Here is a 14,983-nt window from a genome sequence, read left to right on the forward strand (position 1 = left end):
ATCCGACGTCCCCGACAACAACAATCGCCAAGGGCCTACTATGAACCAGTCAAGTGCCATCCCCACAGTCAAACTCCTGATCGGCGGCGAGCTCGTCGAGTCGTCTACCAGCGAGTGGCGAGACATCGTCAATCCGGCTACGCAGGAAGTGCTCGCTCGCGTGCCCTTCGCCACCGATGCGGAAATGAACGCTGCGGTCGCCGCCGCCAAAGAAGCATTCAAGACCTGGCGCAAGACACCCATCGGCGCGCGCTCGCGGATTTTCCTCAAGTATCAGCAGCTGATCCGCGAAAACATGAAGGAGCTGGCCGCTATCCTCACCGCCGAGCAGGGCAAAACCTTGCCGGATGCCGAGGGTGACGTCTTTCGCGGACTGGAAGTGGTCGAACACGCAGCGGGCATCGGTAACCTGCAGCTAGGTGAGCTGGCCAACAATGTCGCCACTGGCGTCGACACCTACACCCTGCTGCAGCCGCTCGGCGTCTGCGCCGGCATCACCCCGTTCAATTTCCCGGCGATGATCCCGCTATGGATGTTTCCGATGGCCATCGCCACTGGCAATACCTTCGTCCTCAAGCCGTCCGAGCAGGATCCGATGGTCACCATGCGCCTGGCTGAGCTAGCCATGGAAGCTGGCGTACCGCCGGGCGTGCTCAACGTCATCCATGGTGGCGCCGACGCAGTGAACCTGATCTGCGATCACCCGGATATCAAGGCCGTCTCCTTCGTTGGGTCGACCAAGGTCGGCACCCATGTCTACAACCGTGCGAGTCAGGCCGGCAAGCGCGTTCAGTGCATGATGGGCGCCAAGAACCACGGCATCATCCTGCCCGACGCGCACAAGGAGCAGACCCTCAACAACCTGACCGGTGCTGCATTCGGTGCGGCCGGTCAACGCTGCATGGCGTTGTCGGTGCTGATCCTAGTGGGAGAGGCGCAGAGCTGGCTGCCGGATCTGATCGCCAAAGCCAAGACATTGAAGATCAACGCAGGCGCCGAGAGCGGCACCGATGTCGGCCCGGTGGTGTCCTGCGCAGCGCTGGATCGTATCAGTTCGCTGATCGAGCGCGGCGTCGCCGAAGGTGCAGAGCTGGCGCTGGACGGTCGCAACCCGCAGGTAGCTGGTTACGACAAAGGCAACTTCGTTGGACCGACCATTTTCTCCGGCGTGACGCCCGAAATGAGCATTTACCGCGAGGAAATCTTCGGCCCGGTGCTCTGCGTGATGCAGGTCGACACCCTCGACCAGGCCATCGAGCTGATCAACGCCAACCCCAACGGCAACGGCACCGCCCTCTTCACCCGCTCCGGGGCTGCGGCCCGTCATTTCCAGGAAGAGATCGACGTCGGTCAGGTCGGCATCAACGTGCCGATTCCGGTGCCGGTGCCCATGTTCTCCTTCACTGGCTCGCGCGCTTCCAAGCTGGGCGACCTCGGCCCGTATGGCAAGCAGGTGGTGCAGTTCTACACTCAGACCAAGACGGTCACCCAGCGCTGGTTCGACGAGAACGAAGTCGGCGGGCCGGTGAACACCACCATCAACCTGAAGTAACCGCGACAGGCGCCGTGCCTGTCGGTCACGGCGCCGTCCAATCGCCATCAATAAGAAGAAGGAAACGGCCATGCATATCGGTTTTCTCGGACTCGGCAACATGGGCGGGCCCATGGCCCACAACCTGCTAAAAGCCGGTCATCAGATCAGCGTCTATGATCTTTCCGCCACTGCGGTCTCCGGGCTGGTGGCTGCCGGCGCTAAGGAAGCCACTTCTCCCTCCGCCGTTGCCCAGGCGGGAGTCGAGGCGATCATCACCATGCTGCCGGCGGCCGCACATGTAAAACAGGTCTATCTCGGCGAGGACGGCCTGCTGGCTCACGTGCCGGCCGGTGTGCTGCTGATCGACTGCTCGACCATCGATCCCATGAGCGCGCGCGAAGTTGCCGCCGCCGCGGAAAATAACGGCAACCCGATGCTCGACGCCCCCGTCTCCGGCGGCACGGTCGGCGCGGCGGCCGGCACCCTGACGTTCATGGTCGGTGGCAGCGACGCGGACTTTCAAACGGCTCGGCCGATCCTCGCGAACATGGGGAAGAACATCGTCCACTGCGGTGGCAGCGGTAACGGTCAAGTAGCCAAGGTCGCCAACAACATGTTGCTGGGCATCTCCATGATCGGCGCGGCCGAAGCCATGTCACTGGGCGTCGCGCTGGGGATGGATGCCAAGGTGTTAGCCGACGTAATCAACTCATCCAGCGGTCGTTGCTGGAGCTCTGAGGTCTACAACCCCATCCCCGGCGTGGTGGAAAACAGCCCAGCCTCACGCGGCTACAGTGGCGGTTTCGGCACCGACCTCATGCTGAAAGATCTCGGACTTGCCAGTGAAGCAGCCAAACAGGTACGCCAGCCGGTTATCCTCGGGGGTCTCGCGCAGCAGTTGTACCAAGCCTTCAGCATGCAGGGACACGGTGCACTGGACTTCTCCGCGATCATCAAACTCTACCGTCAGGAGAACTGAGCATGACCCAGGCAGAAGCGCCGGTACTGATCGAGGTTCGCAATCGCGTCGGCTACCTCACCCTCAACCGCCCGGCTGGGCTGAACGCCGTAACGCTGCCGATGGTACAAAGCCTTCATCGCCAACTGCAGGATTGGGCGGATGACCCGGACGTAGTCGCCGTGGTGTTGCGCGCCGCCGGTGAGAAAGCCTTCTGCGCTGGCGGAGACATCCGCTCGCTGTACGACAGCTACCAGAACGGTGAAAGCCTGCACCGCGTCTTCTTCGAAGAAGAATATGCCCTCGACCAATACATCCACGCCTACAGCAAACCGCTGCTGGCCTTGATGACGGGCTTTGTGCTTGGTGGCGGTATGGGGCTGGTCCAGGGCGCTTCGCTGCGAGTGATTTCCGAACGCACGCGGATGGGCATGCCGGAAGTTGGCATTGGTTATTTCCCGGATGTCGGGGGTAGTTATTTCCTGCCCCGACTGCCGGGCAACCTTGGCATCTACATGGGCGTGACCGGTAATCACGTCGGCTCGGCCGACGCGCTCTACGCCGGACTCGCCGATTACTGCGTGCCCCATGAGCGCTTCGTCGAGCTGGAACAGCGGTTGGACGAGCAGAACTGGAGCGCACCGGCCAGCGAAGCGCTCAACACCCTGCTCGCCTCCATGGGCAGCAGGGAACTCCCGGACGCACCCTTCAAGACGCTGTTTCCGACCATCGAAAAGCATTTCGGCCATGAAAGCATCGCTGCCATCCGCGACTCTCTGGCCAGTGAAAGTCGCCCGGAGTATCGCGACTGGGTGGCCGAAACTCTTAAGGTCATCGATAGCCGTTCGCCGCTGGCGATAAGCGTCACTCTGGAAATGCTCCGTCGCGGGCGCGAGCTGCCCCTGGCCGAGTGCTTTCGCATGGAGCTGCACCTGGACCGGCAGTGGTTCGACCAGGGCGACATCATTGAGGGCGTCCGTGCGCTGATTGTCGACAAAGACAAGAATCCGCGCTGGAACCCACCTACGCTGGATGAAGTGACGCCGCAACGCGTTGCCGATTTCTTCGCTGGCGTCTGAGAGGGTCGAACCATGCAAGACATCGAACTGAGTGAAGAACAGCGGATGATCCGCGACATGGCGCGCGACTTCGCCCGCGCCGAGATCGCACCGAAGGCTCAGGCCTGGGAGCAGGCCGGCTGGATCGGCGACGACACCGTGACCCAACTGGGCGAGCTTGGCCTACTCGGCATGATCGTTCCCGAACAATGGGGCGGCACCTATATCGACTACGTCGCTTACGCGCTGGCGGTCGAAGAAATTTCTGCCGGCGACGGCGCCATCGGCGCGTTGATGAGTATTCACAGCTCGGTCGGCTGCGGTCCTATCCTCAAATACGGCACGCCGGAGCAGCAGGACGAATGGCTGCCCGATCTGGCTGCGGGCCGCGCCATCGGCTGCTTTGCATTGACCGAGCCCCAGGCCGGCTCCGAAGCCCACAATCTTCGCACCCGCGCCGTGCTGGAAAACGGCGCGTGGGTGATCAACGGTGCCAAGCAATTCGTTAGCAACGGCAAACGCGCCAAGATCGCCATTGTGTTTGCAGTGACCGATCCCGACTTGGGCAAGAAAGGCCTGTCGGCGTTTCTTGTGCCCACCGACAACCCTGGTTTCGTCGTCGATCGCATGGAAAGCAAAATGGGCATCCGCGCGTCGGATACGTGCGGTGTCACGCTGCGCGATTGCCGCATTCCAGAAGCCAACCTGCTTGGCCCGCGTGGCAAGGGTCTGGCAATCGCCCTGTCCAACCTCGAAGGCGGACGCATCGGCATCGGCGCCCAGGCTTTGGGCATTGCCCGCGCGGCATTCGAAGCGGCACTTGGCTACGCCCGCGAGCGTATCCAGTTCGACAAGCCAATCATCGAGCACCAGAGCGTAGCCAACATGCTGGCCGACATGCACACGCGGCTCAACGCCGCTCGCCTGCTGATCCTGCACGCCGCCCGCCTGCGCAGCGCCAACCTGCCATGCCTGTCGGAAGCCTCCCAGGCCAAGCTGTTCGCCTCGGAAGTGGCCGAGTATGTCTGTTCGAAGGCCATGCAGATCCACGGCGGCTATGGCTATCTTGAAGATTACCCGGTCGAACGCTACTACCGCGACGCGCGCATTACGCAGATTTACGAGGGATCGAGTGAAATTCAGAGGTTGTTAATTGCGCGAGAGTTGAACAATTACGGGTTGTGATCAACTCTCCTGTGGCAGGAAATAAGGGCACGCCTAGGTTTGCTACCGATCAGGAAGCCGTGCGGTACGGGATCGCCAGCAAGCTGGCTCCTACACTTCATCGAGTTGCGATCGATGGTCTACGGCCCTGATCGATTTCGGTATCCTCACCCTTGTAGGAACCAGCCTGCTGGCGATCAAGGCGCGGCACCAGACAGTAAGACGAAACACCTCGAAGCAGTATTCCGAGCGGCAGATGACGGCAAGCGCGACCGCCATCCAGACAACAATAAGAAGGATACGAAGATGCTCAAAGGTACGATGCAGCAGACTCCGCTGATGATCAGCGGCATCCTAACCCACGCAGCCACGGCCCATGGCGACCGGGAAATCGTTTCACGGCTAGTGGACGAACCCATGTGGCGTTACGACTACGCAGGCCTGGCGAGACGCACCGGCCAAGCCGCGTCGATGCTGCGCAGCCTCGGTGTGCAGCCCGGCGACCTGGTTTCGTCCATGGCCTGGAACACCCATCGTCATTTCGAGCTGTTCTTCGCCGTTCCCGGCATTGGCGCCGTCTTGCACACCGCCAATCCACGTCTTTCCGACGAGCAAATCATTTACACGCTGAACCACGCAGGTAGCGGTGTGCTGCTGTTCGATCGCAACTTTCTCGCCGTGGTCGAGCGCGTACGACCACGGCTGGAACACATCCACACGTTCATCATGCTCTCCGACGCGCAACGCACCGAGCCCGGCGAAGTGGGTGCGCTCAGCTATGAAACGCTTATAGCCGAACAGGAACCGATCACCGACTGGCCACAGTTCGATGAAAACGCGGGTGCGATGCTGTGCTATACCTCCGGCACCACCGGCAACCCGAAAGGCGTGGTGTATAGCCATCGCTCCGTGGTCCTGCATGCCATGGCGGCGGGCCTCACCGGCGCCTTCGGCTTCTCCGCGTTCGACTGCATCATGCCCTGCTCTTCGCTCTACCATGCCACCGCCTGGGGTGTACCGTTCACCGCTGCGATCAACGGCTGCAAGTTCGTGTTGCCCTGCGACAAGATGGACGGCGCCAGCCTGCAGGAGCTGATTCAGACCGAAGGCGTCACCTTCTCCGGTGGCGTACCGACAATCTGGACCATGTACCTCAACTACCTGGAGCGCACCGGTGAGAACACCGGCAAGCTCAAGTGTCTGGTCATCGCCGGATCGGCCGTACCCAGGGCGCTTGCCGAGAAGTTCGAGACCCGCTATGGCGTCAGCGTCCGCCAGCTCTGGGGCATGACCGAGACCAGCCCGCTCGGCGTGGTCGCCACTCCGACGCCCAAGCTCACAGCCATGGGAGAGGCAGCCACCAACGAAGCGATCTGGACCCGCCAGGGGCGCCTGCAATTCGGCATCGAGCTGAAGATCATCGACGAAGCGGGCAACGAACTGCCTCACGACGGAACCAGCTCTGGGGCACTACTGGTTCGCGGCCCCTGGACCATCGAGCGCTACTTCCGCACCGAGACCAGTGCGTTGAACGAAGACGGCTGGTTCGACACCGGTGACATTGCGACTTTGGATCCCAACGGTTACATGCGTATCACCGATCGCAGCAAGGACGTGATCAAATCCGGCGGTGAATGGATTAGCTCCATCGACATCGAAAACATCGCCGTGGGCTGCCCTGGTGTGCGCATCGCCGCGGTAGTCGGCGTGGTGCATCCCAAGTGGGAAGAGCGTCCAGTATTGATCATCGAGCCCCATGACGATGCCGATATCTGCGCCGAGGCGGTGCTCAGCTACCTTGAGCCACAGATCGTCAAATGGTGGATGCCCGATGCGGTGATCATCGACACGGTACCGCTCACTGCCACAGGCAAGATCGACAAGAAAACGCTGCGCGATCGCTACCGTTCACACCTGATGGACACGACGGCGGCTGCGGCGAGCGTGTAGTTTTTTTAGGCGACTGGCCTGATGGATTTCGCGGCGCGCGTCATTCTGCAAATCCGCTGGCCGACGCATTCGCAGGTTGGGCTGAGCCCGCGAAAGCCCATCGCAGCCAGAGGCGAACGACAAGTGCCGACAGACCCGCTGGCTATCGCGCTGCGCAACACGCCCCCTGAAGCAGCAGCCGAATGGCCTCGCGCCCGAAGGACTGGGACGAATTAGCGAACCCGTCGATGCATCCACAGATCACCTCGCCTGGAGTCCGCCATGCCCCCGCAAAATACCCAATCTCGCCAAGGACCGCTGCTTGGCTTGCGTGTGCTGGAGTTCGCTAGCATCGGTCCTGGCCCTCACTGCGCGATGCTATTGGCCGATATGGGCGCAGAGGTGCTGCGCATCGAGCGTGAAGGGGGTAATGGCTGGCCGAATCCTGTGGTTGATCGCGGACGCAAGCGGCTGACCCTGGACATCCGCACGCAGGCCGGGCGCGAGCGCTGCCTGGCGCTGGCCGAGAACGCGGACGTATTGATCGAAGGCTTTCGCCCCGGCGTGATGGAGCGCCTGGGGCTCGGCCCCGAGCAAGTTCACGCGTGCAATCCACGGTTGGTTTATGGGCGCATGACCGGTTGGGGCCAGACCGGCCCACTCGCAAACAGTGCCGGACACGACATCAACTACCTGGCGATCACCGGCGCGCTAGCAGCGATCGGCGGACGGGAGGGCCCGGCGATCCCACCGCTCAATCTAGTCGGCGACTTCGGCGGCGGCTCGCTGTATCTGGCGTTCGGCATCATGGCTGCGCTGTGGGAGCGGGAACGATCAGGTCAGGGGCAAGTGATCGACGCCGCCATCGTCGATGGCGTGTCCTCGATGATGACTTTCTTCGCCGGGCTGCTGCCCAGCGGAGCCATTTCCCTTGAGCGCGACCGTAACCTGCTGTCCGGTGCTGCTCCTCATTACCGCTGCTACACCTGTGCCGATGGCCGCGATATCTCCATTGGGCCGCTGGAGCCGCAATTTCTCGCCGAACTGATGCAGCGCATCGATGCGCCGAAATCCTTGCGTGATGGCTGCAACGACCCGGCACAATGGCTGGATCAGAGTGAGCGGCTCGCCGCGCTGTTCGCTTGTCGTACCCAGAACGAATGGTGCGCTCTGCTCGAAGGCACCGATGCCTGCTTCGCCCCGGTGCTTACCCTGGAGGAAGCCGCGCAGCATCCGCATATGCTGGAACGCGGTGTTTATCGTGATCTCAACGGCGTCCTGCACGCCGCACCGGCCCCGCGCTTCTCGCGGACACCTGGAGCGATCAAAGACTCGGTCAAAGATGCGACAGGCTGGGACTGATGGCTCTCATTGCGGTGGGCTGAAGCCCACCCTACATAAGCGGAGCAACGATGCGATCCGGTACACCGATCCCCGCGTCGACTCCCCGTACCCGTAGGGTGGGCTTCAGCCCACCAGACCACGTCCACCTAACGTGGCGGCTACACCCGCCCTACATAAAGAGTTGCCTGTCGTCCGTGGGCCCATGCAGAAACACCGTAGGGTGGGCTTCAGCCCACCGGACAACGTCCACTTAACGCGGGAGTTACGTCCACCCTGCATAAAGGTCGCCTGTCGTCCGTGGGCCTATGCAGAAACACCCTAGGGTGGGCTTCAGCCCACCAGACCACGTCCACCCAGCGCAGTGTGCTAAAGCCCGCTCCACATGACGATGCCGGTCGCCGGTCGGATCTTAATCGCCGCGGAGGGCGGGCTAAATACCGAGTAGAAATCTACTCGCCCAAGTTGCGAGCAATCACCAATCGCTGGATGTCGCTGGTGCCTTCGTAGATCTGGCACACCCGCACGTCGCGGTAGATACGCTCTACCGGGAAGTCTTTAAGGTACCCATAGCCACCCAGCGTCTGAATCGCTGCCGAGCAGACCTTCTCTGCCATTTCTGAAGCGAATAGCTTGGCCATCGACGCTTCGACCAACGCCGGCTGACCGGCTTCGCGCAACGCGGCGGCGTGCAACACCATCTGCCGAGCGACCGCAATTTGAGTCGCCATGTCAGCCAACCGAAATGCGACGGCCTGGTGCTCGCTGATCGCCTTACCAAACGCCTCACGCTCACGAGCGTAATCGCGTGCCGCTTCGAACGCCGCGCGCGCCATACCAACGGCCTGAGCGGCAATGCCAATGCGGCCGCCTTCGAGGTTCGCCAGGGCGATACGGTAACCTTCGCCCTCCTCGCCCAAGCGCTGGGACTCATGCACGCGCATATCTTCGAACGCCAGCTGGCAGGTGTCCGAGGCGTGCTGACCGAGCTTGTCCTCGACGCGCACCACCTGGTAGCCGGGCGTATCGGTCGGCACGATGAAGGCGCTGATGCCGCGCTTACCGGCATCGGGATCGGTGACGGCAAACACGATCACAGTGCCGGCATGCTGACCCGATGTGATGAATTGCTTGGCGCCGTTGAGCACGTAACCATCGCCGTCACGCCGGGCGCGGGTGCGCAGGCTGCTGGCGTCGGACCCCGCATGGGGCTCGGTCAGGGCGAAGGCGCCGATCTGCGCGCCGCTGGCCAATGGCGTCAGGTAGCGCTTCTTCTGCTCGTCGTTACCGAACCGCAGAATCGGCACGCAACCTACCGAGTTGTGCACGCTCATGATGGTTGAGCAAGCGCCGTCGCCCGCGGCAAGTTCTTCCAGCGCCAGGGCATAGGCAATGTAGCCGGTGTCGCTGCCGCCCCATTGCTCCGGGCAAAGCATGCCGAAGAAGCCGAGCTCGGCCATCTCGCCTATCGCCTCGGCCGGGTAGCGGTGCTCACGGTCCCAGTCGGCGGCGAACGGCTTCAGTCGTTCCTGGGCGAACTGCCGGGCCATGTCACGGATGCTGGTGTGGTCGTCACTGAGCAACATGAGCAATCCTCAATCGAGCAGTTCGATGGCCATAGCAGTCGCTTCGCCGCCGCCAATGCAGATAGCCGCGACGCCTTTGCGCAAGCCGCGATCGCGCAACGCGGCGATCAACGTGACCAGAATCCGCGCGCCTGACGCGCCAATCGGATGGCCCAGGGCGCAGGCACCGCCGTTGACGTTGACCTTGGCGTGATCCAGGCCGAGCTCACGCATGGTGACCATGCTGACCACGGCAAAGGCTTCGTTGATCTCGAACAGATCCACCTCGTCGAGGCGCCAGCCGGTGCGCTCCAGTAGTTTGTGGATGGCGCCAATGGGCGCGGTCGGGAACAGATTCGGTGCGTCCGTGAACACGGCATGTCCGTGAATAATCGCCAGAGGTTTCAAGCCAAGCTGTTCGGCCTGGGAGCGACGCGTCAGCACCAGCGCGGCGGCGCCATCGGAAATGGAACTGGAATTAGCGGCGGTAACGGTGCCGCCCTCGCGGAACGCCGGCTTGAGGGACGGAATCTTCTCCGGCATCGCCTTGGGCGGCTGCTCGTCGTCGCGAATGGTGCGCTGCTCGCGTCCCTGTGTGACCTCGAGGGGGGCGATCTCGCTGGCGAAGCGGCCGCTGGTAATAGCGTCGCGAGCGCGCTGCAGCGACGTGAGCGCGTAGGCGTCCTGCTCTTCGCGGCTGAAGCCATGGTTCTGCGCGCAGTCTTCGGCGAAGGTGCCCATCAGCCGACCCTTATCGTAGGCATCTTCGAGACCATCCAGGAACATGTGGTCGAGCACCTTGCCGTGCCCCATGCGATACCCGCTACGGGCTTTTTCCAGCAGGTAAGGCGCATTGGACATGCTCTCCATACCGCCTGCGACGACCACGTCAACACTGCCGGCACGCAACGCATCATGCGCCATGATGGCGGCCTGCATGCCAGAGCCGCACATCTTGTTCAGCGTGGTGCTCGCGGTGGCCTTCCCAAGTCCCGCTCCGAGTGCCGCCTGCCGTGCGGGCGCCTGGCCGAGCCCTGCCGGCAGCACGCAACCCATCAGCACTTCCTGCACCTGGTCGGCAGCGATGCCGCTGCGCTCCACTGCCGCGCGAATCGCAGCCGCGCCAAGCTCCGGCGCGCTGACGCTTTTAAGATCGCCTTGAAAGCCGCCCATGGGTGTACGGGCGCAGCCTAGAATCACGATTGGGTCGTTGTTCATTATCTATCTCCCGATTATTTCGCAGCCATGCGCAGCGCGCCGTCGAGGCGGATCACTTCGCCATTAAGCATGTCGTTCTCGATGATGTGGCGCACCAGGGCTGCGTATTCATTGGCGCGACCCAGACGTGGCGGAAACGGCACGCCGGCGGCCAGGGAATCGCGTACCTCCTGGGTCATGCCGGCCATCATCGGCGTCTCGAACACGCCTGGGGCGATGGTCATCACGCGGATGCCGTGACGCGCAAGCTCGCGAGCCGCCGGTAGCGTCATGGCCACAACGCCGCCCTTGGAGGCGGCATAGGCGGCCTGGCCGATCTGGCCGTCGTAGGCGGCGATGGATGCAGTATTGATGATCACGCCGCGATTGCCCTGCTCGTCCGGCTTGCCCCTGGCAATGGCTTCTGCTGCCAGGCGCAGCATATTGAAGCTGCCGATCAGGTTGAGGCCGATGACCTTGCTGAAACTTTGCAGACCATGCGGGCCCTGGCGGCCCAGAACCTTTTCGCCGCTGGCGACGCCGGCGCAATTGACCAGCCCGTGCAGACCGCCGAAGTGTTCAAGCGCTGCATCGATCGCCGCTTGCGCCGCAGTCTCGTCACAAACATCGGTGACCACACCGAGGGCGCTCGCGCCCAGCGCTTCGCTGCGCTCGTCCAGCAAGTCGGCATTGATGTCCGCCAGCACCACCTTGGCGCCAGCGGCGACCAGCGCATCTGCGGCTGCCGCCCCCAGGCCGGATGCGCCGCCGGTGATCAGAAAAACCTTGTTTTGAATATCCACAGCACGACCTCGCAAAGATGATAGGGATCGCTGCAGACCAGCTGCCGGATCCTGCTGGCTACATCTTCATCAGACCGATCAGCACGAACAATGGTCGTTGCATGCAATCGCGGTGACTGTTTTGGCCAAACCGTTTCGTCTGCTCCACACCTTCACGACCGCCAGCAAATACCTGGCCCTTGCCCGGTTGGGGGTGAACAAGCCCACGCCAGCCACCGGTTCGCGAGCAAGCTCGCTCCTACGAAAAGCAAGACATGCCATGAGCGGGTTGCTGTGCCCGTAGGGTCCAGAGGATGCGGGCAATCCTTGCTCAGCGCGGCGGCTTTAATCGGCGCGCAAAATCAACCCGCGGTACTGGCCCGGATTGGTCCCGGTCCATTTGCGGAACGCTTTGTAGAACGAGCTGACATCGGCGAAGCCCAGTCGCTCGGCGATCTCGACGTAGGTGATCCCGGCGTCGGACAACCACAAGGTTGCCATTTCCTGGCGCACCAGATCCTTGATGGCCTGGTACGGCAAGCCCGCTTCGGCAAGCCTTCGCCGAAGCGTCGATGGCGACATGCATAGCTCCTTTGCAAGCCTTTCACTGGTCGGCCACTGTTCTGCCGGCAGCCTACGCAGCTGTGCCTTGATACGACTGGCGAGGCTGGTGTTATCCCGGTATTTGACCAGAATGTTCGCCGGCGCCTGGGCCAGAAAGCCGTGCAACTCCTGTTCGTTGCGGCGCACCGGCAATGCGAGCACCTCGGCGGCGAAGATGATTCGTGTGCTGGACCGGGCAAAGCGCAGATTGTCGGAGAACATCACGCGGTAATCATCAGTAAAAGCCGGCTCGGCGCAGCGCAGCTCGACGGCCAGTAGAGGGATGCGTCGCCCCACCAACCAACAAGCCAGGCCATGCACAAGCATCCAGAAAGTGAAATAACCAAAGGCGCGTAGAGGTGGCGATTGCGACTCAACCAACCTGATCTCGGCCAGGCTCTGGCTGCGATGCAGCTCGCCGCGAAAACGCTCGAAGGTCAATCCGAAGAAATCCAGCGCCACTTGCATAGCCCTGTCGAGCGTCGGTTGGGCCATCGCCGCGCGGCAAACGAAGGCAAAGCTGCCGGTACGCATCCGTCGTGGATCCATGCCGAAGAACTCATCATCGAAATGCCGCGCCAGCCGCCGCCAGAGCTTGCTGTACTGGACCACGTCAATCCGCGCCTCCGGATTGCCAAGATCGATTGGCAAGAGGCCTAACTTGTCCAACAGAGCTTCGGCAGGCAGCGTTGGCGCGGTGAATGCCAACAGTGCTTCATGCACCAGCTGAACCGAAATGGTGCCTTTGTCCTCACGGTTCATGCGCGACCCATCATCTGGTCCTGGCTCTTGGCGGCAACTTCACGGAGAAAATCCCAGCAGACGCGCATGCGTGCGAGGTCCTTGTTTTCCACCGGCATCAGCATCCAGAAGGTGCGGGTGAATTCGATTTCATCGACCAGCACTTCCTTGAGCAACGGCTCCTTGCGTGCCGAGAAGGCCGGCAGAATCGCCAGGCCTGCACCGGCCGCCACCGCCTCTTGCTGGGCAAGGATGCTGGTGCTACGCAACGAGTGCTGCCGGGGACGGACAATCTCGTCGAGGAAAAACAGCTCCTTGCTGTAGAGCAGGTCTTCGATATAACTGACGAAGATGTGCTGGCTCAGATCTTCACGGCAACGGATCGGCGGATGCTGCGCCAGATAGGCCTCCGAGGCATAGAGCCGTAACACGTAGTCGGTCAGTTTGGTGATCACATAAGGGCCACGCTCCGGTCGCTCCAGGGTGATGACGATGTCCGCCTCGTGCCTTGCCAGGCGCACCGAGCGCGGCACTGCCAGCAGGTCCACGCCGAGGTGCGGATAGTCACGGGTCAGATTGGCCACCTGCCCGGCCAGCATCACCGTGCCGTAGCCTTCGGTGGCGCCGATACGCACCTGTCCGGAAAGCTTGTCGGCGGTCAGGCTCGGTTGCTCGATGGAGGCAATGGCGCTTTCCATAGCTTCCGCCTGGGCTAACAACTCGCGGCCGGCTTCGGAGAGTCGGTAGCCCGCCTTGGCGCGGATGAACAGCTGCCGGTCCAAGGCTTTCTCCAGCGCCTGCACCCGCCGCGCAACGGTCGTGTGGTCCACGGCCAGGCGCCGCGCGGCGATCGTCAGCTTGCCCGCGCGTGACAGTTCGAGAAAGAAGCGCAAATTGTCCCAATCCACCACAAACTCCAGGTCCATCAGGGTTCAGCGAGCCGGTGAATGGCCCGACTGTGCAAAAAAACAGAATACCTCTGCATTTAGTCGCATGGGTTTAATATTTTTACGCTGCTAGGCTCGTTCATCGAAACTGTTTCGCCTCACGGCGTCCGCATCATTCCAACAAGAAGGAACCGACATGAGCCAGAAGATCCAGCTCGAAATGCGCGACCACACGGCACTGCTGACCATCGCTAATCCGCCGGCCAACACCTGGGACCGCGAGTCTCTGGCGGCACTGGAACAGATGATCGGCCAGCTCAATGACGATCCGCACGTGTATGCGCTGGTGATCACCGGCCAGGGGGAGAAATTTTTCTCTGCCGGAGCCGATCTCAAGCAGTTCGCCGATGGCGATAAGCAGGGTGCGCAGGAAGTCGCGGCGCTATTCGGTCGCGCTTTCGAAGCGCTGAGCCGTTTCCGCGGCGTGTCGATTGCCGCCATCAATGGTTATGCCATGGGCGGCGGGCTGGAATGCGCGCTGGCTTGCGATATCCGCATCGCAGAGGAGCAGGCGCAGATGGCACTGCCGGAAGCCAAGGTGGGCCTGCTGCCCTGCGCTGGCGGCACGCAGAATCTGCCGTGGCTGGTTGGTGAAGGCTGGGCCAAGCGAATGATCCTCTGCGGCGAGCGCATTACGGCGCAAAAGGCGGAGAAGATCGGTTTGGTCGAAGAGGTGGTAGGTCGTGGCGAATCGCTCGAAGTGGCCCTGCAACTGGCCGCGCTGGTGGACCAGCAGAGCCCCTCCTCGGTCAGCCGCTGCAAGCGCCTGGTTATGAATGCGCGACAAGCGCCTCAAGACGCCGGCTGGGCTGCCGAGCGCGAGTTGTTCGCTGAGCTGTTCGATACAGAGGATCAAAAAGAAGGCGTCAACGCCTTTCTGGAAAAGCGCAGCCCCACCTGGCGCAACGCCTGAAACGACCAGGCCCCGCGCAGGCGGGGCCTATGGCTTTGCGGATCGGAGCTGGAAAGACCTGAATGCTGCGTATCAGAAGCTAGAACTTCGCCCCGGCGGGTCTACCAATGTCCGCGTCAAATATTCGCTTGCATAAGTCCGCAGTATTCCCTGCTCGCGCGAGCTCGCTCTACAAAGCGGCACCCTACTCCGACGCTGTTGCCCTCCTAGGAGCCGGGGGACGCCCAGCTCCTTTCCGGCGATCCGTAGCC

12 protein-coding genes are annotated in these 14,983 nt (G+C 62.2%); 7 read left to right on the plus strand and 5 right to left on the minus strand.

The features are described 5' to 3' along the window. Positions 1 to 40: 40 nt before the first annotated feature. The 6 genes from DQ405_RS12440 (at position 41) to DQ405_RS12465 (ending at position 8,005) form a co-directional block, all read left to right on the plus strand. Positions 41 to 1,552: a CoA-acylating methylmalonate-semialdehyde dehydrogenase gene (locus DQ405_RS12440; protein WP_168424518.1), complete on the plus strand. Its 1,512-nt coding sequence runs from the start codon at positions 41 to 43 to the stop codon at positions 1,550 to 1,552. A 70-nt stretch (positions 1,553 to 1,622) separates the two neighbouring features. Then, entirely contained in the window at positions 1,623 to 2,513 is an 891-nt protein-coding gene (gene mmsB, locus DQ405_RS12445; protein WP_168424519.1) for a 3-hydroxyisobutyrate dehydrogenase, read from the plus strand. 2 nt (positions 2,514 to 2,515) lie between these two features. Then, entirely contained in the window at positions 2,516 to 3,571 is a 1,056-nt protein-coding gene (locus tag DQ405_RS12450) for an enoyl-CoA hydratase/isomerase family protein (RefSeq protein ID WP_168424520.1), read from the plus strand. A gap of 12 nt (positions 3,572 to 3,583) precedes the next feature. Next, positions 3,584 to 4,735 (plus strand): acyl-CoA dehydrogenase family protein, encoded by a 1,152-nt coding sequence (locus DQ405_RS12455; RefSeq protein ID WP_168424521.1) that lies wholly within the window; start codon positions 3,584 to 3,586, stop codon positions 4,733 to 4,735. A gap of 285 nt (positions 4,736 to 5,020) precedes the next feature. Then, positions 5,021 to 6,664, plus strand: coding sequence for a long-chain fatty acid--CoA ligase (locus DQ405_RS12460; RefSeq protein WP_446730879.1), 1,644 nt, complete (start codon positions 5,021 to 5,023; stop codon positions 6,662 to 6,664). Positions 6,665 to 6,925: 261 nt separating this feature from the next. After that, positions 6,926 to 8,005, plus strand: a complete 1,080-nt coding sequence (locus tag DQ405_RS12465; RefSeq protein ID WP_168424522.1) for a CaiB/BaiF CoA transferase family protein — start codon at positions 6,926 to 6,928, stop codon at positions 8,003 to 8,005. Positions 8,006 to 8,436: 431 nt separating this feature from the next. Here the strand turns inward: DQ405_RS12465 and DQ405_RS12470 are convergent, their stop codons facing one another. The 5 genes from DQ405_RS12470 to DQ405_RS12490 form a co-directional block, all read right to left on the minus strand. Further along, positions 8,437 to 9,570: an acyl-CoA dehydrogenase gene (locus DQ405_RS12470; RefSeq protein WP_168424523.1), complete on the minus strand. Its 1,134-nt coding sequence runs from the start codon at positions 9,568 to 9,570 to the stop codon at positions 8,437 to 8,439. Positions 9,571 to 9,579: 9 nt separating this feature from the next. Next, positions 9,580 to 10,767, minus strand: coding sequence for an acetyl-CoA C-acyltransferase (locus DQ405_RS12475; protein ID WP_168424524.1), 1,188 nt, complete (start codon positions 10,765 to 10,767; stop codon positions 9,580 to 9,582). A 14-nt stretch (positions 10,768 to 10,781) separates the two neighbouring features. Next, positions 10,782 to 11,549: an SDR family NAD(P)-dependent oxidoreductase gene (locus DQ405_RS12480; RefSeq protein WP_168424525.1), complete on the minus strand. Its 768-nt coding sequence runs from the start codon at positions 11,547 to 11,549 to the stop codon at positions 10,782 to 10,784. Between the two features lie 324 nt (positions 11,550 to 11,873). Then, on the minus strand, positions 11,874 to 12,893 hold the full coding sequence (locus tag DQ405_RS12485) for an AraC family transcriptional regulator (protein ID WP_168424526.1): 1,020 nt from the start codon (positions 12,891 to 12,893) through the stop codon (positions 11,874 to 11,876). After that, entirely contained in the window at positions 12,890 to 13,780 is an 891-nt protein-coding gene (locus DQ405_RS12490; protein ID WP_168424577.1) for a LysR substrate-binding domain-containing protein, read from the minus strand. Before DQ405_RS12490 ends, DQ405_RS12485 begins: the two co-directional genes overlap by 4 nt. A 175-nt stretch (positions 13,781 to 13,955) precedes the next feature. On the opposite strand from DQ405_RS12490, the gene DQ405_RS12495 reads away from it, so the two are divergent. After that, entirely contained in the window at positions 13,956 to 14,732 is a 777-nt protein-coding gene (locus DQ405_RS12495) for an enoyl-CoA hydratase (RefSeq protein ID WP_168424527.1), read from the plus strand. Positions 14,733 to 14,983 lie beyond the last annotated feature (251 nt).

The sequence above is a fragment of the Pseudomonas sp. SST3 genome (assembly GCF_003325755.1).

What these genes read in the sequence shown, in the direction of transcription:
- DQ405_RS12460 (WP_446730879.1), top strand. Translation starts at nt 5,021, where the DNA reads ATGCTCAAAGGTACGATGCAGCAGACTCCGCTGATGATCAGCGGCATC.
- DQ405_RS12455 (WP_168424521.1), top strand. Translation starts at nt 3,584, where the DNA reads ATGCAAGACATCGAACTGAGTGAAGAACAGCGGATGATCCGCGACATG.
- DQ405_RS12440 (WP_168424518.1), top strand. Translation starts at nt 41, where the DNA reads ATGAACCAGTCAAGTGCCATCCCCACAGTCAAACTCCTGATCGGCGGC.
- mmsB (WP_168424519.1), top strand. Translation starts at nt 1,623, where the DNA reads ATGCATATCGGTTTTCTCGGACTCGGCAACATGGGCGGGCCCATGGCC.
- DQ405_RS12495 (WP_168424527.1), top strand. Translation starts at nt 13,956, where the DNA reads ATGAGCCAGAAGATCCAGCTCGAAATGCGCGACCACACGGCACTGCTG.
- DQ405_RS12450 (WP_168424520.1), top strand. Translation starts at nt 2,516, where the DNA reads ATGACCCAGGCAGAAGCGCCGGTACTGATCGAGGTTCGCAATCGCGTC.
- DQ405_RS12465 (WP_168424522.1), top strand. Translation starts at nt 6,926, where the DNA reads ATGCCCCCGCAAAATACCCAATCTCGCCAAGGACCGCTGCTTGGCTTG.
- DQ405_RS12485 (WP_168424526.1), bottom strand. Translation starts at nt 12,893, where the DNA reads ATGAACCGTGAGGACAAAGGCACCATTTCGGTTCAGCTGGTGCATGAA.
- DQ405_RS12470 (WP_168424523.1), bottom strand. Translation starts at nt 9,570, where the DNA reads ATGTTGCTCAGTGACGACCACACCAGCATCCGTGACATGGCCCGGCAG.
- DQ405_RS12475 (WP_168424524.1), bottom strand. Translation starts at nt 10,767, where the DNA reads ATGAACAACGACCCAATCGTGATTCTAGGCTGCGCCCGTACACCCATG.